Source organism: Acidimicrobiia bacterium (assembly GCA_036271555.1).
Classification (GTDB): domain Bacteria; phylum Actinomycetota; class Acidimicrobiia; order IMCC26256; family PALSA-610; genus DATBAK01.
Genome location: DATBAK010000002.1, coordinates 15,806 through 37,465 on the forward strand (window position 1 = coordinate 15,806; position 21,660 = coordinate 37,465).

A 21,660-nucleotide genomic window follows, 5' to 3' on the forward strand; every position below is an offset into this window, starting at 1 on the left:
GCCTCACTCCGCATGCGCGCGATCGCGCGCCGCCACGCGTACGTGATGGTGCGTAACCCGCACCGCCTCTTCGACGTGAGCCTCTGGCCGCTCGTCGACGTGCTGCTGTTCGGCTCGCTCGGCGCCTACGTCGGCACCGCGAACGTGAGCGGTCCGCAACGAGCCGCGGCCTACCTCACCGCCGGCATCATCATGTGGCACGTCGTGTACCAATCGCAGATCGCGCTCAGCACCGGTCTGCTGGAAGAGACCTGGACGCGCAACCTGCTCAACCTCATGGTGACCCCGCTCACCGAGATCGAGTACGTCGCCGGCGTCGCGCTCTTCGGCATGGTGAAGATGGTGATCGGGCTGAGCGTGATGGTGCTCGCCGCGCTCGCGTTCTTCAGCTTCCACGCGTGGTCGCTCGGCTTCGGCCTGATCCCCGTCGCCGCGGTGCTACTCGTCGTCGGGTGGGCGATCTCGCTCTTCGTCATGGGCATCGTGCTGCGCTTCGGAACCGGGGCCGAAGCGCTCGCGTGGGGGATCATGTTCGTGGTCATGCCGCTCTCGGGCGTCTTCTATCCGGTAAGCGCGCTGCCCGCGTTCTTGCACCCGGTCGCGCTCGCGCTGCCGACGACGCACGCGTTCATCGCGCTACGCGGGCTCGTCAACGGCAACGGCCTCGACGGCGGTCAGCTCGTGCTCGGTGCGATCAGCGCGGTCGTGCTGCTCGCGCTCGGCTTCGCATTCGTCACGCACATGCTGACGGTCTTCCGCAAGCGCGGCCTCGTCACGCGCTACAGCTGATCGAAGTCGACGATCAACGGTGCGTGGTCCGAAGGTTGCGTGCCCTTGCGCGCGTTGCGATCGACGACGGCCCAGGTGACGCGATCGAGCACCGGCTTCGTCGCCATCGCGAGGTCGATGCGCATGCCGCGGTGCTCGTGGAAGTCGCCGCGCCGGTAGTCCCAGTAGGTGAAGAGGCGGTCGGCGTCGGGATAGACGGCACGGAAGGTGTCGTGCAGACCCCAGTCCTCGAGCGCGGTGACGGCGGCGCGCTCGGGCGGGGTGACGTGCGTGGCGCCGATGAACGCCTCGGGATTCCAGAGGTCTTGGTCGGCGGGCGCGACGTTGTAGTCGCCGAGCACGACGAGGGGCTCCGACGGCTGGTGCTCCTGCTCGAGCCATTCGTGCAGGATGGCGAACCACGCGAGCTTGCGGTCGTAGAACTCGGTACCGACCTCGCGACCGTTCGGGCAGTACACCGAGATGAAGCGCACGCCGTCGCACGTCACACCGAGCATGCGCGCGTCGTTCTCGTACGGGTCGACGAACCCGTCGCCGAATCCGTAGCTCGGGTCCTTGATGCCGACGCGCGACAGCACGGCCACGCCGTTCCACTGCCCGTTGCCGAAGTGCGCGGACTCGTAGCCGAGCGCCGAGAACGTGAGGCTCGGGAACGTCTTGTCGCTCATCTTCGTCTCTTGCAGGCACAGCACGTCGACGTCGGCGTAGCCGAGGAACTCCTCGACGCGCGGCAGGCGCGCTTTCAACGAGTTCACGTTCCAGGTCGCGAACCTCATCGGTCCGGAGCCTCCTCGGTGGTCGTGTCGCGCGCGTAGCCGGGGTGCGCGATGTCGAGCTGGATTCGAAGTGTCGCGCGCAGGTAGTCGATCAGCTCGGGTCGCCGTGCGTCGAGCCCGCCGGCGCGGACGCGGCGCGCGAGCTCGACGTCGAGGTCGCGCAGCGGCGCGGAGTCCGCGGGCACGTCGAGGAGGCGGGGGAGTCCGTCGCGTCGGGTCGCGTCGAGCGCGGGGCCGAGCTCCAGCTCGCGGCGCGCGATGCGGAGCGCGTTGACGGCGACTCGGGTGTGGAACGCGAGCCGTCCGTCGAGCGCGGGTTGGAGCTCGTCGGCGAGAAACTCGGTCACCGCGTCGAGCAGTTCCGGAGCGGTCGGCCGGTCGTCGGGCATCACCATCTCCCTTCGATGGCGTCGAGCGTGTCCCACTCCATCTCGACGACCCGGCGGCCGAGCGTCGCGAGCTCCACGGAGCGCACGGTGCCCGAGAGGTGCGCGTGCGCCTGGAGGATCGTGATCACGCCCCACTTCACGGTGCCGAACACCATCCAGTAGTGGACGAGCTCGGGTGTGGGCGCGACACCACCCGCGCTCGTGTAGCCGGCGAGCAGCTCGTCGAGGTCGCCGAAGCCGCCGACGACGCGCTCGTCGACACCGAAGCGCCACGAGCGCACGCACAACCAGCCGAGGTCCTCGACGGGGTCGCCGAGATGCGCGAGCTCCCAGTCGAGCGCGGCGCGTACGCCGTCGGGACCGACGACGAGGTTGCCGTTGCGGAAGTCGCCGTGCACGAGGCGCGCCGGCGTCGGCGCGGGCGGCACGCGCTCGTCGAGCCAGCGCAGACCGAGCTCGAGCGCGGGACGGGGTTCGCCGACGAGGTCGAGGACGCCGCGCCACTGCGCGATCTGCGCGGCCGCGTCGAGCGTCGGGAGATGCGGGAGCGACGCGGTGTCGGTCGCGTGGATCGCGGCCGCGATCGCGCCGCACTGACGCGCGAGCTGCGGACGCGCGGCTTCGTACTCGGCGTCGCGCAAGATGCGGCGGGGGATCGTCTCGCCCTCGATGCGCTCCATCACGAAGCCGGTGCCCAGCCCATCGGCCGTGGTCAAGAGGAGCCGCGGGCGCGGCACCGCGACGCCGGCGTTCGCGGTGGCCTCGAGCAGGGCGTACTCCGTCGCCCGGTCGCTCTGTCCGCCGTGGCCGCCGGGGTCGCGGCGTAGCACGAGCCCGTGACGGGTGCCGTCGCCGGCGACCGCGTCGAAGAGCCAGGTCTCGCGCGAGGCCCCGCCCGACACCCGGGTGAGGCCCTCGATCGTCAGCCCCGCACCGAGCACCGGCCCGAGCGCGGTCGCCAGTCGCTGGGCGTCGGGCGCGGCCATGCGGTGACCCTAGAACGGGCGGGTCGCTTCGCGGCCCGGCCGAGCCGGTGACTGAGGCGTCAGGAGCGGCGAGCGGTGGTTCCCGCCAGAACGGGCGGGTCGCTTCGCGGCCCGGCCGAGCTGCTCCCATCCCGCGTCGAGGAGGGCGAGCGGTGGTTCCCGCCAGAGCGGGCGGGTCGCTTCGCGGCCCGGCCGAGCCGGTGACTGAGGCGTCGAGGAGGGCGAGCGGAGCGAGTGCGACCAAAACACGCAGTATCTCCACAGGGCGGGTGCGACTCCGGGACAGGCCGTCCCTATCCTGAAATACGTGGTTGACGCCCCGCCGCGGCCCCGGACGATCGCCGTCATCGAAGACGAGGCCTCCATCGCCTCGGCCGTGGCGGCCCGGCTGCGGAGCGAGGGATACCAGGTCGAGGTGGCCGCCGACGGCGCCTCCGGCGTCGAGCTCTGCGAGCGCACCCGCCCCGATCTCGTCGTCCTCGACCTCATGCTCCCCGGGCTCGACGGCCTCGAGGTGTGCCGCCGGATCCAACGCGAGCGCGCCACGCCGGTCCTCATGCTCACCGCGCGCGATTCGGAGACGGACCTCGTGATCGGCCTCGGCGTCGGCGCCGACGACTACATGACGAAGCCGTTCAGCGCGCGCGAGCTCGTCGCGCGCGTCGGCGCGATCCTGCGGCGCGCGGATCGGAACGAGTCGGACGACCTCGACGGCCGCGCCGTGGTGCGGCTCGGCGAAGTCGAGATCGACACCGCGAGCCGGCGGGTCCGGCTCGATGGTGAGCTCGTGCACCTCACGCCGACCGAGTTCGACCTCCTCGTCTATCTCGCGGCCCGCCCGTCGCGCGTCGCGACGCGTGAGGAGCTGCTGGAGCAGGTGTGGGGCTACGACGTGCCTTCGGGCGCGCGCACGGTCGACTCGCACGTGCGCTCGTTGCGCCGCAAGCTCGGATCGCCGGTCGTGCGCACCGTGCACGGTGTCGGGTACGCGGCGCAGGACCAGCGGTGAAGCGTCCCGCCGCGGAGCGGCCCCTCGACCAGCTGCCGACGCTGAAGCTGAAGCTCGGCGTCGTCATCCTCTCCGCGGTCGCGGTGACGGTCGTCGTCTTCTTCGTCGGCATCAAGCTCGGACTCTGGGCTTCCGAGAGCGGTGTCGTCGCGGGCACGGTCGCGCTGGTCGTCGTGTGGTTCCTCGCGCGCGGCATGACCTCGCCGCTACGCGAGATGGTCGAGGCGACCGATGCGATGGCGCGCGGCGACTTCAGTCGCCGCGTCACCGCGACCTCGCGCGACGAGATCGGCGCGCTCGCGCGTTCGTTCAACGCGATGGCCTCGGAGCTCGCGGAGACCGACCGGCTGCGGCGTGACCTCGTCGCGAACGTGAGCCACGAGCTGCGTACGCCGATCACCGCGCTGCAGGTCGTGCTCGAGAACCTCGTCGACGGGGTCGAGCCTCCCGACCCCGCGACGCTGCGGACGATGCTCACCCAGGTCGAGCGATTGGGTCGGCTCGTGAAGCAGTTGCTCGATCTCTCGCGCCTCGAAGCCGGTGTCGTCCCCCTCGATCGCGAGCCGTTCGACGTCGAGGTGCTGCTGAACCAGGCGGTGCGCGAGTCGCAGTTGAGCGCACCGAGCGTGACGATGACGGTCTCGGTCGAGCCGCCCGACCTCGAATTGCGCGCCGACCAGGAGCGTCTGCACCAGGTCGTCGCGAACCTCGTCGAGAACGCGGTGCGGCACTCGCCCGACGGCGGCACGGTCGCGGTGACCGCGCGGCGCGGCGGCGATCACGTGACGATCGACGTGAGCGACGAGGGTCCCGGCATCCCCGAGGAAGAGGTCGCGCGCGTCTTCGAGCGCTTCTACCGGCACGACTCCGCGCGCTCGTCGCGCGACGGCGGTGCCGGGCTCGGCCTTGCGATCGCCAAGTGGATCGTCGACCTGCACGGCGGCGACATCCAGCCCGAGCGCCGCCAGCCGCACGGCTGTCGCATGGTCGTGACGCTGCCCGCGGGTCCGACCCTCGCGGCGCGCCCGCCCGCGACCCGCACGCCTCCCGTTCGCACGACGTCGCCGCGCGGCGAGCCCGCGCCGTCGACCACGACGTCGTGATCGCACCCGAACGGGCCGAGCCGCGGTGCGGCCGACCCGACCCGCAACCTGAGGCGTCGAGGAGAGCGAGCTTGCGAGCTCGACCAGAGAACCGCGAGAGGAACCTTCATGGCACTGACGCACATCGATGAAGCGCTGCGGCGGATCCGCCGGGGCGAGATGGTGCTCGTCGTCGACGACGAGGATCGCGAGAACGAGGGCGACCTCCAGATGGCGGGCGAGTGGGTGACCGGTGAATCGATCAACTTCATGTTGCGCTGGGCGCGCGGGCTCGTGTGCATGCCGTGCGCGTCGGACCGGCTCGACGCGCTCGAGATCGGACCGATCCTGCCGGCCGGATCCGAGACCGGCGACACCCCGTTCTGCGTGCCGATCGACCACCATGCGGCGGGCAGCGGCATCGGCGCGTCGGATCGCGCGCTCACCATCCGGCGCGTGCTCGACCCTGCGTCGCGTCCGCACGACTTCGTGCGTCCGGGGCACGTCTTCCCACTGCGCGCGCGCAAGGGCGGCGTGCTCGAGCGACGCGGGCACACCGAATCCGCCGTCGACCTCGCGGTGCTCGCCGGCTGCGCGCCGGTCGCGATCACGTGCGAGATCCTTCACGACGACGGCTCGCCCGCGCGGCTCCCGTACCTCGAGCTGTTCGCGCAGGAGCACCGCATCGTGATGATCACGGTGCACCAGCTCGTCGAGCACCGGCTCGCGCTCGCCGAGCGGGGCGACGACACCTCGCCGGTGCCGCAGCTCTTGCTGTGATTCGTTCTCGCCAGAGTGGCCGGGTCGCTCTGCGGCCCGGCCGGGCCGAGGTCTGAGGCGTCAGGAGCGGCGAGCGCAGCGAGCGCAGCGAGCGCGACCGGAAGGTGACAGGCTCCGGCGATGGACACGCCCGAGACCACGCTCGTCGCCTCCGATCTGTTCTTTCCCGAAGGTCCCGTCGCGATGGACGACGGGACCTTGCTCTGTGTCGAGCTCGGTCGCCGCTCGGTCGATCGCGTGCATCCGGACGGACGCGTCGAGATGGTGTCGGAGAACGGCGGCAGTCCGAACGGGCTCGCGATCGGTCCCGACGGCGCGGTCTACGTGTGCAACAGCGGTGGTTGGGAGTTCACGGAGATCATGGGGATGCGCATCACCGCGATCCACCAGCCCGAGGACTACTCCGGCGGTCGCATCGAGCGCGTCGATCTCGCGACCGGCGAGGTGCGGGTGCTCTACACCGAGTGCGACGGCCATCCGTTGATGGGACCGAACGACATCGTGTTCGACGCACACGGCGGCATGTGGTTCACCGATCACGGCAAGATCCGGCCGCGGGAGCGCGATCACGGCGGTGTCTATTACGCGCAGCCCGACGGCTCGTCGATCCGCGAGGTGATCTATCCGCTCGAGTCGCCGAACGGCATCGGATTGTCACCCGACGGTTCGAAGCTCTACGTCGCGGAGACGCATACGGGCCGGCTGTGGTCGTGGGACGTCACCGCGCCGGGCGAGGTCAACCCGCCCGGTCCCGTCGGCAGCGGCGGCTCGTTGCTCGCGGGTGTGCCCGGCATGCAGTTGTTCGACTCGCTCGCGGTCGACTCGGAGGGTTACGTCGTCGTCGGCACGCTCGTGAACGGCGGGCTCACGATCGTCTCGCCCGACGGCTCGTCGGTCGACCACCTGGCGCTCCCGGACTTCATGGTGACGAACGTCTGCTTCGGCGGTCCCGACCTGCGCACCGCGTTCGCGACATGTTCGGCCGGCGGCACGATCCTGTCGTTCGAGTGGCCGCGCCCGGGGCTCCGCCTCGCGTACAACGCGTAGGCATCCGTGGCGATCATCGTTCGGCGCAAGACGAGGGCCGCGCGTCGCGCGGTGATGGCCACGCACGATCACGGCGGCGCGCGGCTTGCGGGCGCAAAGCTCTTCGACCTCGACCTGCACGGCATGCGTTTCCGCGACGCCGACCTGCAGGGCGCGGATCTCACAGGCTGCAATCTCGTCGGCGCCGACCTCGCGGGCGCGAACCTCCGGAACGCGTTCCTCACCGGCGCCCAGCTCGCTCGCGCGAACCTGACGCGCGCCGATCTCACGGGCGCGTACGCGATCGCGACCGACTTCGGCGACGCGGTGTTCACCGACGCGAAGCTCGACGACGTGGTGTACGACCAGGCGACGACGTGGCCCGCCGGCGTGCGCCCACCGGGCCGGGCGTAGGACCTGACACCCTCGTCAGGCCCCGCGTAAGGTCCGCCCGATGGGACCACTGCAGGGTGTGAAGATCGTCGAGCTCGCGGGCATCGGCCCCGGTCCGTTCGCGGGCATGTTGCTCTCCGACATGGGCGCCGACATCGTGCGCATCGATCGCGCGCAGCAGGTGAGCGGCGACTTCTCGAAGCCGAACCTCGAGGCGATGTACCGCGGCCGGCGCTCGATCGGTGTCGACCTCAAGAACCCCGAGGGCGTCGAGACCGTGCTCACGTTGGTCGAGCAGGCCGACGGGCTGATCGAGGGCTACCGGCCCGGTGTGACCGAGCGGCTCGGCATCGGGCCCGACGCGTGCCTCGCGCGCAACCCGAAGCTCGTGTACGGGCGCATGACGGGCTGGGGCCAGGACGGGCCGTACGCGCAGGCCGCGGGGCACGACATCAACTACATCGCGCTCGCCGGTGCGCTCGCGCACTTCGGCCGTGAGGGCGCGAAGCCGACGCCGCCGATCAACCTGGTCGGCGACTTCGGCGGCGGCGCGATGTTCCTCGCGTTCGGGGTCGTGTGCGCGTTGCTCGAGGCGCAGCGGTCGGGCAAGGGCCAGGTGATCGACGCCGCGATGGTCGACGGCAGCGCGCTGCTCATGACGATGATGTGGGGGCTGAAGGCGATCGGGTTCTGGGACGAGCAGCTCGGCGTGAACGTGCTCGACAGCGGCGCGCCGTTCTACGACACCTACGAGACGAAGGACGGCAAGTTCGTCTCGCTCGGTTCGCTCGAGCCGCAGTTCTACGCGGAGCTGATCAACCGGCTCGGCCTCGCGGACGCGGGGCTGCCCGCGCAGATGGACCGGGGGAGCTGGCCGGTGCTGCGCGACACGTTCACCGAGCTGTTCAAGACGAAGACGCGCGACGAGTGGAGCGAGATCCTCGAGCACTCCGACGCCTGCTTCGCGCCGGTGCTCACGATGTCCGAAGCGACGAACCACCCGCACATCACGGCCCGTTCGACCGTCATCAACCGCGACGGTGTGGATCAGCCGGCTCCCGCACCGCGGTTCTCGCGCACGGCCGCCGAGGTGCAGCGCAGCGCGCCCTGGCCCGGCCAGCACACCGACGAGGCGCTCGCCGACTGGGGCTTCGCCCCCGACGCCGTCGCCAAGCTGCGCGAGCTCGGCGCGATCAAGTAGCGCGTCGACGGTTCCGCGGAGCCGTTCTTCAGCCGTCGATCACCCGCAGCAGCGCTTCGAGACGCGGCGCCAACGCGGCTTCGTCGGCCGCGGTGATCGTGACGTGCCCGACCTTCCGGCCCGGCCGCGCCTGCTTGCCGTAGTCGTGCAGGTGCGCGCCTTCGATCGCGAGCACGGTCGCGGTGTCGGGCATGGAACCCAGACAGTTCACCATCGCGCTGGCGCCGCGCGGCGCGGTCGAACCGAGCGGCCGGTCGAGGATTGCGCGCAGATGGTTCTCGAACTGACTCGTCTGCGCGCCCTCGATCGTCCAGTGGCCCGAGTTGTGCACGCGCGGCGCGAGCTCGTTGGCCACGAGCGCATCGGTGGTCTCGAACAGCTCGACGCAGCCGACACCGACGAAGTCGAGCGCGTCGAGCACCGCGGTGCCGATACCCGCGGCCGCGGCCTGCAGCCGCGGTGACCAGCCGGGGGCGGGCGCGCGTGTGATGTGCAGGACGCCGTCGCGGTGCACGTTCTCGACGACCGGCCAGCACACGGTCGTGCCGTCGGTTGCGCGCGCCGCAACGATCGACAGCTCCCGCCGGAAGTCGACGAGCGACTCGAGGATCAACGGCACGCCGCCGAGCTCCGTCCACGCGCGCTCGACGTCGGCGGCGGCGCGCAGCATGCACTGGCCCTTGCCGTCGTAGCCGCCGCGGCGCGTCTTCAAGATCGACGGCAGACCGACCTTCTCCACCGCCGCGTCGAGCTCGGCGCGGGTGTCGACGTTCGCGACCGTCGCCGTCGCGATCCCGAGCGATTGGAACAGCGCCTTCTCCGACGCGCGGTCCTGCGACACCTCGAGCGCGCGGACGCCCGGTGCGAGCCGGTGCGTCCGCGCGAGATGGCGCGCGGAGTCGGCGGGCACGCCCTCCCATTCGTAGGTCACGACGTCGGCACCCTGCGCGACCTCGTCGAGCGCCGGGGTCGAGTCGAGCGCGCCGGTGACGAGCGCGCCGACCGCGCCGGCCGGTGCCTCGACTCCGGGATCGAGGAACCGGAATCGCAGGCCGCTCGCGATTCCGGCGAGCCCGAGCATGCGCCCGAGCTGGCCGCCTCCGAGCACGGCGACGATGGGTTCGCTCACGCGCGCCGGGTCACGCCTCGAGCGCCAGCGGGTCGTCGTCGACCAGCGTGAGCTCCTGCGACTCGCGCAGCGCGGCGATCCGGTCGAGCGGACGCTCCAGCGCCCGGTGGCGACGACCCATCAGCAGCTCGTACTCCTTGTGCACGCTCTCGAACTTCCGCTGCACACTCTCCATCGAGTCCGTGTACCGGCGCCACTGCTGCTCGAACTGCGAGAGCAGGCCGAGGATCTCGTTCGTCGTCCGCTCGAGGCGGAAGTTGTCGACCGACTGGCGGATGACCGCGAGCACCGCGTAGAGCGTGAGCGGCGAGCACAGCACGATCTTGTTCCGCAGCGCGTTCTCCAGGATCCCCGAGTCCTGCTCCTGGATGAAGGCGTAGACCTGCTCGTTCGGGATGAACAGCAGCAGGCAGTCGACGGTCTGGTCGGCCGCGTCGAGGTAGCCGCGACCCGTGAGCTCCTTGACGCGCTGGCGCACGTCCCGCAGGAAGGCGTCGCGCGCAGCGCGTTGCTCGACCTCGGACGCCGACTCGATGTACCGCACGTAGTTGTCGAGCGGGAACTTCACGTCCATGTGCAGCACGAGGTCGTTGGGCATGAGGAAGGTGAAGTCGGGACGGCCACCGGACTCGGCGAGCGTGCGTTGGCGCCGGTAGTTCACCCCTTCGATGAAGCCCGCGAGGCGCAGCACGTCCTCCGCCATGCGCTCGCCCCATTGGCCGCGCACCTTCGTGCTCACGAGCGCTTCGCGCAGATCCTGTGTGCTCGTGCGCAACTGGTCGACGCCCTCGCGCTGGCGGGCGAGCTCGCTCGACAGCGCGCCGAACTTGCGTTGCCGATCCGCCTCGAGCTCGCGCACGAGCGCGTCGACCTTGTCGATCCGGCTCGCGATGCCGTCGCGCGTCGCCAGCAGCTCCTGGTCGATGAGCGCCTTGCGGCCGTCGAGCTCCGCGCTGGCCCGCGCGCGGTCGCCTTCGAGCAGGATCTCGTGCAGCTCGCGGAACTGATGCACCGCGGCCTGCATCGCGGCCTCGCGTCCTTCGTCGCTGACGCGCCGTTGTTCCTCGGACAACTTGCGCATCTCACGAGCGAGGGAGTGATCGCGGGCGCGTGCCTGCAGCATGGAACCGCCGATCAGGCCCGCGAGCGCGCCGATGACGAGGCCGATGCCGAGCCCGGCGATCACCGGAAGCACCCGAACGCGCGGGTCGCGGTGCGGCCTGCGCGACTCGATCCCATCCCGCGCCGGGGAGGGCGAAGCGTGCGAGCCCGAACAGAGAATTCAGTCATGCGACGACTGTGCCAGGCGGGTGTGACACTCATCGGTGATCCCCGCCCGGAAACGGCGTCGGGAAACGGCGTCAGGAGCCGGTCGCGAGGTCCAAACGGGGGATCGCGTGGTAGCCGAGCGGGCCGGCGACGAGGCGCCGCAGGGCACCGCCGCGGTCCTTCTCGTATTTCGCGATCGCGTCCTCGAGCGGCGTGACGGACTCGGGGATCGGCTGCTTCGTCATCGCGCTCAGCGCGGCCGCGACGGTGTGATCGCCGTGGAGCAGGGTCGAGCGCGCGACCGTCACCTCCAGCCGGCGCATGAGGCCCTCGAGCGTGTTCGCAGTCGCGATCGCGTCGCCCACGGGCGCATCCGACTGTGAGCGCCACGTCGAATACGTGTCGTCGACCTGGCTGACGAGCGGGTTCGACGGTCCACCGGCGCCGTCGATGTCGCGCGCGAGCGCGTCCGCGAGGCGATAGCGCGCGTCGAGTCCTCCACGGGCTGCGCGCCAGTCACGTTCGACGGCGCTGCGATCGGACGAGAGCTTCGGCCGGCTCGTCAGCGCGAGCGTCGCCGCCGCGACGATTGCCAGCACCACGAACGCGCCGACCAATCGCCGCGCGACGTGCACCATGACCACGACAAGCTAGCCGTGCGCCCCCGATCTCCGGCCGATGGTCACCGCCCGGCGTTGCCTGTCACACCCCGTTGCTACCTTCTCCGCATGGTCCGTTCCCGGGCCGTGGTCGTGGCCACCGTGGCCGCCACCCTGCTCGGGAGCATCGCGGGCGGGTGGTGGCTCGGCGGCGCCGCCCCGGCTTCCGTTCCCGTCTCGGTCGTGCACGTCGTCGACGGCGACACGCTGGTCGCCGCGTTCGCCAACGGTCACACGGAGACCGTGCGCGTGCTCGGCATCGACACGCCCGAGACCGTCGACCCGCGCAAGCCCGTGCAGTGCTTCGGGCCCGAGGCGTCCGCGTACGCCAAGGCCACGCTCACCGGGCGCTCGATCCGGCTCCAGTTCGACGTCCAACGTCGCGACATCTACGGCCGGTTGCTCGCGTACGTGCTCGTCGACGGGCACCGCTACGAGGACGACGTGCTGCGACGCGGCCTCGCGCGTCTGCTCATCATTCCGCCGAACGGCGCGTACGCGCGCACGATGCTCGCCGAGGAGCTCGCGGCTCGCCGTGCGCGCCGCGGACTGTGGGGTGCGTGCGAATGAACGCCCGGAGGAAGGAGCTATGCGAGCGCGACCTCGTCGGAATCGTTCTTCGTCCCGTTCTCCTCCATGGCGCACACACTGTCCGAGGGATCGGCCGGGCGCTACTGCATCGTCTGGAGGATCTCGTCGACGAGCTCCAGGGTCGTGCCGGGATGCAGGAACGCGAAGCGCGCCACGGTCTCGCCGTGCCAGCTCGACGGGGTGACGAACGCGAGTTGCGCGGCGAGCAGGTCGTCGGACCAGCGCTGGTAGTCCGCGGCGCTCCAACCGACCCGGCGGAAGACGACGATCGACAGCTCGGGCTCGCGTACCAGCTCGACGTTGGGCGCGGCCGTGATCCGTGCCGCCGCGGCGCGGGCGGTCGCGAGCACGGTCTCGATCGCGTCGCGGTAGGCGTCGGTGCCGTGCACCGCGAGCGAGAACCACAACGGCAGCCCGCGCGCGCGGCGGGTCAGGTGGAACGCGTAGTCGCTCGGGTTCCACTCGTCCGTGCGCTCGTGGATCACGTCGAGATACGACGCGTCCTGCGCGTGGACCGAGCGTGCGAGCTCGGGATCGCGGTAGAGGAGCGCGGCGCAGTCGAACGGCGCGTACAGCCACTTGTGCGGGTCGACCACGAGCGAATCCGCGCGCTCGATGCCGCGGAACCGATCGCGCACACTCGGGGCGAGCAGCGCCGCACCGCCGTAGGCCGCGTCGACGTGCAGCCACATGCCCCGCTCCTGCGCGACGCGTCCCGCGCCGTCGACGTCCTCGACGATGCCCGCGTTCGTCGTGCCCGCGGTGACGACCACCGCGCAGACCGACGACGGATCCGGGTCGGCTTCGAGCGCGGCTGCGAGCGCGGGGCCGGTGAGCCGCTCGTCGACCGTCGGGACCGGGAACGGGTCGACGTCCATGATGTGCAACGCGTTGCGGACCGACGCATGCGTCTGGTCGCTGACCGCGACCCGCCACCGTGCCGGCCGGTCGCCACCGCGAGCGCGGGCCGCGCGCTCGCGCGCGACGACGAGTGCCGACAGGTTCGCGGCCGAGCCGCCCGCGACGAAGCAACCGCCGGCCTCGGGCGGCAGTCCCGCGAGATCCGCGAGGAACCGCAGCGTCTGGTTCTCCGCGTAGACCGCGCCCGCAGCCTCGAGCCACGAGATGGCCTGCAACGACGACGCCGACACGACCATGTCGAAGAGCAGCGCGGCCTTGGTCGGCGCCGCGGGGATGAACGCGAGGAATCGCGGGCTGTCGCAGGAGATGACCGCGGGCGCGAGCGTCTCCGCGAAGATCTGCATGACCGTCTCGGGATCGTTGCCCGCCGCGGTGATGAGGTTGCCGACGCGCGCGTCGAGGTCGTCGCGCGGCACGGCGTGGTCGAGCGGCACGGGCTGGAGCGCGAGCCGCTCGCGCGTGTACTCGAGGATCAGGTCGATGAGCCGCGCGGTGGAGTCGTCGTAGTCGTGCACGGCGAGCATGCTGGCACCCAGGACGGCCCGCCGCGAGCGCCGGCGAGTCGACGGGCGCGGCGCGCCTCAGGCGGTTTGGTGCTGCGCGACGAGCGCCAGGACGTCGTCGCCGTAGAGCTCGGCCTTGGTGGGGCCGATCCCCGTGACGTCGAGGAGCCCGCCGCGGGTCGTCGGGCGTGCGCTGGCGAGCTCCATGAGCGTGGCGTCGCGGAACACGACGTAGGCCGGCACGCCGCGCGCTCGCGCGAGGTCGCGCCGCCAGTCCTTGAGCGCACAGAACAGCGCGTTGTCGGCCTCGGGCAGGTCGTCGGGGCGGCGCGAGCGGAGGCCGGCGCGCACCGTGGCGAGCCGTTCGGACGCCGGCACCGGCGCGCCGGGGTGGACCGCGGCCTCGATGACGGCGAGCCACGGGCTCGGCGAGCGTTTGGCGTCGCGACCGCCGACCGTGCGCCGCCGCGCCCACGACACGTGCAGGTACTGACCGGCCCGGCTCAGCGCGACGTGCAGCAGGCGGCGCTCCTCGTCGAGCGCGTCGGCCTCGGTCGCGTACGAGATCGGCACGAGCCCGCGCTCGGCGCCGGCGACGCACACGAGCTCCCACTCGAGGCCCTTGGCGCGGTGGAACGACACGAGCTGTACCGAGTCGTCGGTCGAGCCCGGCACCACGTCGTCGTCGCCGCGCATCGTCATCTCGAGCCACGCGACGAAGCCGCCGACCGAGCCGCGCCCACCGTCGGCCGCGAGGAAGTCCTGACCGAGCCGCAGGATCGCGTCGAGATGCTCGCGTCGCTCTTCGCCTCCGATCGGGTCACCCGTCGCGAGATCGGCGAGCTGGTCGGCGAGCGCGCGGTCGGGCGCTCGTCGCTCGCCGTTGCGGAGCTCGTCGAGCACCGCGCGCACTTCGGGACGCTGCGCGAAACCGCCCGCACCCGGCACGCGCACGGGCACACCCGCGCGCGGCAGCGCGGTCTCGAACGGCACCGACTGCGCGTTCGTGCGGTAGAGCACCGCCATCTGCGACCACGCGAGACCGCGCGTGTGCGCCAGCCGCAGTCGACGCGCGACGCCCGCGGCCTCCGCGTCCTCGTCGTCGAACGGGACGATCTCCGGCGCGGGTCCCTCGCCGCGCGGCGTTGCGATCGGTCCGCGCGGCCGGTCGAGCACCGCCGACGATGCCGCGACGATCGGCGCGGTCGATCGGTAGTTCGTGTCGAGCCGCACCGAGACGCCGCCGGGAAACTCGGTCGCGAACTCGCGCAGCGGCGTGGGATCGGCGCCCGCGAACGAGTAGATCGCCTGCGAGTCGTCGCCGACGACGCAGAGGTCGGGGCGATCACCGAGCCACGCGCGCACGAGCCGGAGCTGGGCCGCGCTCGCGTCCTGGAACTCGTCGACGAACAACGAGCGGAAGCGGAAGCGCTGCGCGGCGGCGAACGTCTCGTCGTGCTCGATCGTGTACACGCACCAGCGGAGCAGGTCGTCGAAGTCGAAGAGGTTGCGACGCCGCTTCTCCTGCTCGTAGCGCTCGTAGACGTCGGCGATCTCGGGCGCGGGTCGCGGCGTGATGCGGCCCGAGGCGGTCGCGGCGGCGGCGTAGCTGCTCGGCCCGATCAGCCGGGCCTTGGCCCACTCGATCTCGCCCGCGATCTCGAGCACCGCGACCCGCGCGGACGCGCCCCGGCCGCCCATGATCGGACCGAGGATCCGGCCCTTCACGGCCAGGATGGCCGGTGCCTCGCGGCCGTTCTCCAGCGCGTGCCGACGCAGCTGGGTGAGCGCCAGCGAGTGGAACGTGCCCGCGGTGACCTGACGGACACCGAGGCGCGCGAGCCGTTGCGCGAGCTCGCCCGCGGCCTTGCGCGTGAACGTGACGGCGAGCACGTGCGGCGCCGACACGCGTCGCTGCTCGACGAGCCACGCGATCCGGCGCGTGAGCACGCGCGTCTTGCCCGAGCCCGCGGGCGCGAGGATCGCGAGCGTCGGCGCGTCGTGCGTGACCGCGGCGCGCTGCGACGCGTCGAGGTCGGCGAGGAGCGGATCGGTCACGGCGGTGACCCTATCGATGCGCGCCGACAGTCATGCGCGCGACGCGCGGCGCGATCGCATCAACGCCGGCACGCAACGCACACGCGAGGAGGCCCCGAGTAGTCATCCCCGCCGAAGCGGTTCCGATCTCCTCGGGGCCCCTGCGTCACTGCGTTCGGTCCGCCCTGCCGGTCCCTTGCGGGCCCTGCGTGAGCCTTCCTCCCACGGTGACTGGAGTGACCGACCCGAAGGCCTGTCCTCCACCGAATCACCTCGAGCCTGCTCCGGTTCGCGTCGCTCGGTCGCCCGTGCGCTGCATTCCGGGAGTGTGCCCGCTGTGCTCCGGCGGGGTCACAGTACGACCGCGTTCGCGCAGGGTCAAGAAGAATAATCCGCGCACGACCGTTGCGCGCGAGACAGCCGCGAGCTACATCGCGCGACGCGTGGAACGCGCGTCGACTCGGCGCGCGCGACGGGCACACGCGCGCGAAACCGGTACGTTTCTTCGACGATGGAAGTCGAGCTCGTAGTCGGGACGCGTCGGCGTCGACATGTGGAAGGCACGCTCATCGGTGACGTGCTGCGCGTGTCGTATCCGCCGCGCATGAGTCGCACGGAAGCGGAGCAGATCGCGCAGGAGCTGCGCGCGCGCATGGAGCGTCGCGTCGCTGCGGATCGTCTCGACATCGCGGCGCGCGCACGCGCGCTCGCGCGTCGTTACGAGTTGCCGTTGCCGCGGCGCGTCGAGTGGTCCGATCGCCAGCAGTCGCGCTGGGGGAGCTGCGATCCCGCCGACGGCCACATCCGCATCTCGCGCCGGCTCGCCGCGTTCCCGATCTGGGTTCTCGACTACGTGCTCGTGCACGAGCTCGCCCATCTCGCGGTGCCCGACCACGGGCCGCGGTTCCATGCGCTCGTGGCGCGCTATCCGCGCACCGAGCGGGCCGTCGGGTTCCTCATCGCCAAGGACCTTGCGCCCGACAACGAAGACGGGCTCGCGCCCGTCGTGGCGGTCGACGACACCGACGACGCGCCCGGCGACGACGCGGCGGACGAGGACGTCGCCATCTAGCATTCGGCCCGTGCCGTTCCCACGCCGCCTGCTCAACGAAGGCGAAGAGGTCAGCCTCGATCTCCGGCCGCACTGGTGGTACTTCGCGAATCACATCTTCACGGGCATCCCGTTGCTCGTGATCTTCTTCGTCATCGTCGCCGAGACCTCGGGCGACGCGCAGCGCGTCCTGCTCGACGTCTGGGGCGTCATCACCTTGATCTGGGCCGTGTGGCTCGTGCTCCAGTACCTGAAGTGGAACTTCACGCACTTCGTCGTCACGACCGATCGCGTGATCTACCGGACCGGCGTGCTGTCGAAGCACAGTGTCGAGATCCCGCTCGAGCGCGTGAACAACATCAACTTCAACCAGAGCATCTGGGAGCGCATGATCGGCGCGGGCGACCTCGAGATCGAGTCGGCCGGCCGCGACGGTCAGTCGAAGTTCGACGACGTGCAACACCCGCCGATCGTTCAGCAGGAGATCTACAAGCAGATGGAGCTCGTCTCGCGCCGGCGCGCACAGTGGTTGCAGCCACAGGCGAGCGGAGCCGCGCCGGCGACGGTACCGACGACGAAGTCCGAGGCCTCGATTCCCGAGCAGCTCGACCAGCTCGCCAGTCTGCGCGATCGCGGTGTGATCAGCGACGCGGAGTTCGAGGCGAAGAAGGCACAACTGCTCGAGCGTATGTAGCGCGTCGTGAGATGCGGAGCGGATGCGCGGTCAGCCTCGGGCAGCGGGCGAAGCCCCGTGCCGGGAAGCGCAAGCACGCGACCGTGAGAGTCGTCTCGCTCGTCCCGTCGGTGACCGAGACGCTCCTCGCGCTCGGCATCACCCCGATCGCGTGCACGCGCTTCTGCGAACAGCCTGGCATCGCGACGGTCGGCGGCACGAAGGATCCCGATGTCGCCGCGATCGTCGCGCTCGAACCCGACCTCGTCGTCGTGAACGACGAGGAGAACCGGCGCGCCGATGCCGATGCCTTGGTGTCGGCGGGTGTCGCCGTGCACTCGATGTCGCCGCGTTCGGTCGAGCACGTGGGGGCGGAAGTTGTCGCACTCGCAGCACGCGTCGGTGTCGCCGTGCCGGACGAGTTCACGCCCGACCCGTGGACCGCGTGGCTCGCGGCGATGCTCACCCCGCGCTGGTACGAGGCGTTCGTCGCGGTGTGGCGCCGGCCGTGGATGTCGCTCGCGTCGAACACGTACGGATCGTCGCTGCTCGACCTCGTCGGCGTCGGCAACGTGTGCGCGGGTGCGATCGTGCGCTACCCGGAGCTCACCCTCGACGACGTCGCCACCCTCGCGCCGAACGTCGTCGTGCTGCCGAGCGAGCCGTACCCCTTCAAGCCGCGCCACGCCGTCGAGATCGAACGCGCCGTACCCGGCGTGCCGTGCGTGCTCGTCGACGGGCGCGACCTGTTCTGGTGGGGCATCCGCACGCCTGCCGCGGCGCAGCGTCTGCGCGCCGCGCTGCCCGGCCTGGCCTAGTCGCCGACCTCGCTCCGACCCATTGCGCGCAGCTGCTCGCGGATCGCATCGGCTGCGGCGTCGAGTGCGGCCGCATCGGGACTGCGATCGACGTTCGCGAAGCTCAGCTCGCCTGCGTGGTTGATCGGCACGAGATGCAGGTGCGCGTGCGGCACCTCGTCGCCGACGATCAGGAGACCGACGCGACGGGGCTTGAAGGCCGCGTTCTGCGCGCGGCCGACGACGCGCGCGACCTCGAACAGGTGCTCGCACGTCGCGGTGTCGAGGTCGACCCAGTGGTCGACCTCTTCGCGTGGCACGACGAGCGTGTGTCCCGGGCGCATCGGCTCGATCGTGAGGAACGCGACGCAGACGTCGTCCTTCCACACGAACCGGCCGGGGATCTCACCGTCGATGATGCGTGTGAACACGGTCGGCATGGTCGTCCTCCGTTCAGCTGACGAGGCCCGCGCCGTCGACTGCGTGCACGCGGAACGCCGTCGCCTCGCGGCCCGTCTGCGCACGGTAGCGGTCGATGGTCGGGCCGACCATCGCGTCGACGCGCGCCGACTCGACGAACGCGACGACACAGCCGCCGAAGCCCGCGCCGGTGAGCCGCGCACCGAACGCGCCGTGCGCGACCGCGAGGTCGACGAGCAGATCGAGCTCGGGGGTCGAGACCGCGAAGTCGTCGGCGAGTGAACGGTGGCTCTCGAGCGCGAGCGCGCCGAGCGTGTCGAGGTCGCCGGCGCGCAGTGCGTCGGCGAAGCGCACGACGCGCGCGTTCTCGTTCACGACGTGGCGCGCGATCGGGTCGTCGGCGACCTGCGCGATCGACGCGTCGCGAAGCGAACGCAGACCGAGCCGCGCCGCCGCGGCCTCGCACGCGGCGCGCCGCGCGCCGTACTCGCTCGCTGCAAGCGCGCGCGGCAGGCCGCTGTGCAGCACGACGATCGCGAGCGACTCCGGAATCGCGATCGCGGCGACGGCGAGCGTCCGGCAGTCGAGAAGCACGGCGTGGTGAGCGCGACCGTGCACGGCGGCCATCTGGTCCATCACGCCACACGGCGTGCCCGTACCGGCGTGCTCGGCCGCCTGCGCTGCGAGCGCGAGATCGGTGCCGGCCAACGACCACTCGGCCGCGGCGGCGAGCGCGCCACCGAGCGCGACTGCGAACGCGGCGCTCGACGACAGGCCCGCGCCGATCGGCACGGTCGAGGTGATGTCGGCGTCGACGCCGACCGCCGGTCGGCCCCGAGCTTCGAGCACCCGTACGACACCGCCGGCGAGCCCGTGTCCCGAATCCACGGGCTCGCCCTCCGACGTGAGCCGCACACGCGCGTCGGCGCGCGCGACGAACGAGACGCGCACGTCGCGGTCGATTGCGACGGGGAGGCAGAGGCCTTCCTGGTAGTCGGTGTGGTCGCCGATGAGGTTGACGCGCCCGGGCGCGCGCCACACCCTGCGCTTCACGCCGGCGACGCCACCGCGCCCGCGCCGCTCGCGGCGCGCACGAGGAACGGCCGCGGTTCGCGATGCGTGCGCGTGCGGTACGCGGCGCTGGCGCGCTCCGCGATCGACGGGCCCCGTTCCTCGGGCACGAGCGCGACCGCGCACCCGCCGAACCCGCCGCCCGTGAGGCGCGCGCCGATCGCGCCGGCGTCGACGAGACACTCGACGAGCGCGTCGAGCTCGGGCGTCGACACCTCCATGTCGTCGCGCAGCGAGGCGTGACCGGCGAGCATGAGGCGCCCGAGCGCGTCGATGTCGACGCGTCGCAGCGCGTCCGCGAATGCGTCGACGCGCGCGATCTCGGCGACGACGTGGCGTGCACGCGGATGATCGGCGACGTCTTCCGCGCGCGCGTCGCGCAGCACGCGCAACCCCAGCGCCGCGGCCGCGGCTTCCGACTCCGCGCGCCGGGCCGCCCACTGGCTGCCCGCGAGCGTGCGGGGCACGCCCGAGTGCACGACGAGCACCGCAACACCGGTGGGCAGCGGCAGCGGCTCGATCGCGAGATCGCGGCAGTCGATGACGAGCGCGTGCCCGTCGATTCCCGCGAGCGACACGAGCTGGTCCTGGATCCCGCAGGGCACACCCGTCGCCTCGTGCTCCGCCTGCTGACACGCGAGCGCGAGCGACCGGACGTCGGTCGTCCACTCGGCCGCGTGTCCGAGCGCGAGCGCGATCGCGACCTCGAACGCCGCGCTCGACGACAGGCCCGCGCCGATCGCGAGGTTCGTCGACACGGCGCCGTCGAAGCCGACCGGTGGGCGTCCCGAGCGCGCCAACGTCGCGACGACGCCGGCGACCGACCGGCCCCACGCGGGCTCGACCGTGAGGGGGTCGGTCGAGCCATCGGCCGCGACGTCGACGGTGCCCGCGAGGTCGAGCGACTGCACGGTCACGCGTCCGGTTGTGTTCACCCGCAGGCCGATCAGCACGTCGCGGTCGATCGCCATCGCGACGACCGGACCTTCGTGATAGTCGACGTGTCCGCCGAGCAGGTTCACGCGTCCGGGCGCGCGCACGACCGCGTCGGGTGCCGCGCCGAGCGCGGCGCGCACGGCGGCGAGACGCGCGTCGTCGCTCATCGGGATCCCGCGGCGCGTAGCGCGCCGGCCGCGGCCTCGGGCGACACGGGGTTCGCGAGCAGGCCGCCGCCGACCTCGCCCGACGCGACGTACCGCAACACGCCCGGCGCGCGCAGCGGTGGCGCGATGTGCGCGTGCAGGTGGTACTCGCCGTCGTGGTGCGCGGGCGCCTGGTGGAACCACATGAGATACGGGAACGGTCCGTCGGCCGGCGCGCGTTCCCACAGCCGGTCGTAGCGCGCGAGCACGTCCGACAACAGCGTGGCGAGCGCGCGGCGACCGCGCGCGTCGAGGTCGGGCAACCCGCCGATGTGCGTGCGCGGCGCGAGCCGCAAACCGTAGGAGTACGCCGACGCGTACGGCACCCACGCGATCCACTCGCCGTCGTCGTACACGACGCGACTCGCGTCCGCGGTCTCCGACGCGACCTCCGCGCACACCGGGCAGCCGCCGCGTGACGCGGCCGCGGCCATCTCGCGCGCCGGCGTCGGCGGCACGAAGGGATAGCCGTAGATCTGACCGTGCGGGTGGTGGATCGTCGAGCCGACCGCGGCGCCCCGGTTTTCGAACACGAGCACGTATTCGATCTCGGGACGCGCAAGGAGCGCTGCCGTGCGCTCGGACCAGAGCTCCACGACGCGCGTCACGGCATCCACCTGCATCGTCGCGAGTGACGCAGTGTGATCGGGCGAGAAGAGCACGACCTCGGCCGCGCCGCGCGCTTCCACTCGTCGACCCGAGGCGACCGCGTCGATCTGCGGACCGGGGACGAGCGGCGGCCAGCGATTCGGGAACGCGAGCACGTCGTAGACCTCGGGCGCCTCGAGCCCGCCGACGCAGAACGGGCAACCGCTCGCGGGCAGGTTCGGACGGCCTTGCCGGTGCGCGGCGATGAGCACCCACTCGCCGGAGAGCGCGTCGAACCGCAGCTCGTGGGTCTCCGCGTCGGCGGGTGCGCCGTCCGCCGACGATTGGCCCTCGTCGCGTGCCATCACGTCATACTGC

23 protein-coding genes are annotated in these 21,660 nt (G+C 71.7%); 11 read left to right on the plus strand and 12 right to left on the minus strand.

The genetic code is table 11. From position 1 onward, the window contains the following. Positions 1-12: 12 nt before the first annotated feature. Positions 13-789, plus strand: coding sequence for an ABC transporter permease (locus VH914_00885; GenBank protein ID HEX4489733.1), 777 nt, complete (start codon positions 13-15; stop codon positions 787-789). On the opposite strand, the gene VH914_00890 is transcribed toward VH914_00885, so the two are convergent. The 3 genes from VH914_00890 to VH914_00900 are packed head-to-tail and all read right to left on the minus strand — an operon-like array spanning position 780 to position 2,940. After that, complete coding sequence (locus tag VH914_00890; GenBank protein HEX4489734.1) at positions 780-1,565, minus strand: exodeoxyribonuclease III; 786 nt, start codon at positions 1,563-1,565, stop codon at positions 780-782. The genes VH914_00885 and VH914_00890 overlap by 10 nt on opposite strands. After that, on the minus strand, positions 1,562-1,954 hold the full coding sequence (locus VH914_00895) for a DUF6285 domain-containing protein (GenBank protein HEX4489735.1): 393 nt from the start codon (positions 1,952-1,954) through the stop codon (positions 1,562-1,564). Before VH914_00895 ends, VH914_00890 begins: the two co-directional genes overlap by 4 nt. Next, a complete protein-coding gene (locus VH914_00900; protein HEX4489736.1) occupies positions 1,954-2,940 on the minus strand; it encodes a phosphotransferase family protein in 987 nt (328 codons plus the stop codon). The genes VH914_00895 and VH914_00900 overlap by 1 nt, the downstream gene beginning before the upstream one ends. Positions 2,941-3,247: 307 nt before the next feature. Between VH914_00900 and VH914_00905 the strand changes: the two genes are divergently transcribed. From VH914_00905 to VH914_00930, 6 genes are all read left to right on the plus strand, one after another. Next, positions 3,248-3,949, plus strand: a complete 702-nt coding sequence (locus VH914_00905) for a response regulator transcription factor (protein ID HEX4489737.1) — start codon at positions 3,248-3,250, stop codon at positions 3,947-3,949. Beyond that, complete coding sequence (locus VH914_00910) at positions 3,946-5,052, plus strand: ATP-binding protein (GenBank protein HEX4489738.1); 1,107 nt, start codon at positions 3,946-3,948, stop codon at positions 5,050-5,052. The genes VH914_00905 and VH914_00910 overlap by 4 nt, the downstream gene beginning before the upstream one ends. Before the next feature lie 108 nt (positions 5,053-5,160). Next, positions 5,161-5,811, plus strand: a complete 651-nt coding sequence (gene ribB, locus VH914_00915) for a 3,4-dihydroxy-2-butanone-4-phosphate synthase (GenBank protein HEX4489739.1) — start codon at positions 5,161-5,163, stop codon at positions 5,809-5,811. Positions 5,812-5,931: 120 nt separating this feature from the next. Then, positions 5,932-6,858 carry an SMP-30/gluconolactonase/LRE family protein gene (locus VH914_00920; GenBank protein ID HEX4489740.1) on the plus strand — a complete coding sequence of 309 codons (927 nt, stop codon included), beginning with the start codon at positions 5,932-5,934 and terminating at the stop codon, positions 6,856-6,858. A 6-nt stretch (positions 6,859-6,864) separates the two neighbouring features. Further along, on the plus strand, positions 6,865-7,251 hold the full coding sequence (locus tag VH914_00925; GenBank protein ID HEX4489741.1) for a pentapeptide repeat-containing protein: 387 nt from the start codon (positions 6,865-6,867) through the stop codon (positions 7,249-7,251). Positions 7,252-7,291: 40 nt separating this feature from the next. After that, positions 7,292-8,431, plus strand: a complete 1,140-nt coding sequence (locus VH914_00930) for a CaiB/BaiF CoA-transferase family protein (protein ID HEX4489742.1) — start codon at positions 7,292-7,294, stop codon at positions 8,429-8,431. Between the two features lie 28 nt (positions 8,432-8,459). On the opposite strand, the gene VH914_00935 is transcribed toward VH914_00930, so the two are convergent. The 3 genes from VH914_00935 to VH914_00945 all read right to left on the minus strand — a co-directional run bounded on the left by VH914_00935 (position 8,460) and on the right by VH914_00945 (position 11,467). Beyond that, the gene (locus tag VH914_00935; protein ID HEX4489743.1) at positions 8,460-9,560 is read right to left on the minus strand and encodes a 5-(carboxyamino)imidazole ribonucleotide synthase; all 1,101 of its coding nucleotides are present in this window, start codon (positions 9,558-9,560) and stop codon (positions 8,460-8,462) included. 10 nt (positions 9,561-9,570) lie between these two features. Beyond that, positions 9,571-10,746 (minus strand): DNA recombination protein RmuC, encoded by a 1,176-nt coding sequence (locus VH914_00940; GenBank protein ID HEX4489744.1) that lies wholly within the window; start codon positions 10,744-10,746, stop codon positions 9,571-9,573. Between the two features lie 175 nt (positions 10,747-10,921). Continuing rightward, a complete protein-coding gene (locus VH914_00945; GenBank protein ID HEX4489745.1) occupies positions 10,922-11,467 on the minus strand; it encodes a hypothetical protein in 546 nt (181 codons plus the stop codon). A gap of 90 nt (positions 11,468-11,557) precedes the next feature. Between VH914_00945 and VH914_00950 the strand changes: the two genes are divergently transcribed. Beyond that, complete coding sequence (locus tag VH914_00950) at positions 11,558-12,058, plus strand: thermonuclease family protein (GenBank protein ID HEX4489746.1); 501 nt, start codon at positions 11,558-11,560, stop codon at positions 12,056-12,058. 101 nt (positions 12,059-12,159) lie between these two features. On the opposite strand, the gene VH914_00955 is transcribed toward VH914_00950, so the two are convergent. Together VH914_00955 and VH914_00960 are read right to left on the minus strand one after the other, a co-directional pair. Continuing rightward, entirely contained in the window at positions 12,160-13,515 is a 1,356-nt protein-coding gene (locus tag VH914_00955) for a pyridoxal-dependent decarboxylase (protein HEX4489747.1), read from the minus strand. A 66-nt stretch (positions 13,516-13,581) separates the two neighbouring features. Beyond that, positions 13,582-15,561, minus strand: a complete 1,980-nt coding sequence (locus tag VH914_00960) for an ATP-dependent DNA helicase UvrD2 (GenBank protein HEX4489748.1) — start codon at positions 15,559-15,561, stop codon at positions 13,582-13,584. Positions 15,562-16,093: 532 nt separating this feature from the next. Here VH914_00960 and VH914_00965 point away from each other — a divergent pair. From VH914_00965 to VH914_00975, 3 genes are all read left to right on the plus strand, one after another. Next, positions 16,094-16,612: a M48 family metallopeptidase gene (locus VH914_00965; protein ID HEX4489749.1), complete on the plus strand. Its 519-nt coding sequence runs from the start codon at positions 16,094-16,096 to the stop codon at positions 16,610-16,612. Positions 16,613-16,622: 10 nt separating this feature from the next. Beyond that, the gene (locus VH914_00970) at positions 16,623-17,285 is read left to right on the plus strand and encodes a PH domain-containing protein (protein ID HEX4489750.1); all 663 of its coding nucleotides are present in this window, start codon (positions 16,623-16,625) and stop codon (positions 17,283-17,285) included. Positions 17,286-17,368: 83 nt separating this feature from the next. Further along, positions 17,369-18,082 (plus strand): helical backbone metal receptor, encoded by a 714-nt coding sequence (locus tag VH914_00975; protein HEX4489751.1) that lies wholly within the window; start codon positions 17,369-17,371, stop codon positions 18,080-18,082. On the opposite strand, the gene VH914_00980 is transcribed toward VH914_00975, so the two are convergent. Genes VH914_00980 through galT form a run of 4 tightly spaced genes read right to left on the minus strand, consistent with a single transcriptional unit; the run spans position 18,079 to position 21,647 of the window. Further along, the gene (locus VH914_00980; GenBank protein HEX4489752.1) at positions 18,079-18,501 is read right to left on the minus strand and encodes an HIT family protein; all 423 of its coding nucleotides are present in this window, start codon (positions 18,499-18,501) and stop codon (positions 18,079-18,081) included. The genes VH914_00975 and VH914_00980 overlap by 4 nt on opposite strands. 13 nt (positions 18,502-18,514) lie before the next feature. Beyond that, positions 18,515-19,534, minus strand: a complete 1,020-nt coding sequence (locus VH914_00985; GenBank protein HEX4489753.1) for a galactokinase family protein — start codon at positions 19,532-19,534, stop codon at positions 18,515-18,517. After that, entirely contained in the window at positions 19,531-20,655 is a 1,125-nt protein-coding gene (galK, locus tag VH914_00990) for a galactokinase (protein HEX4489754.1), read from the minus strand. Before galK ends, VH914_00985 begins: the two co-directional genes overlap by 4 nt. Continuing rightward, entirely contained in the window at positions 20,652-21,647 is a 996-nt protein-coding gene (galT, locus tag VH914_00995; GenBank protein HEX4489755.1) for a galactose-1-phosphate uridylyltransferase, read from the minus strand. Before galT ends, galK begins: the two co-directional genes overlap by 4 nt. Positions 21,648-21,660: the final 13 nt, after the last annotated feature.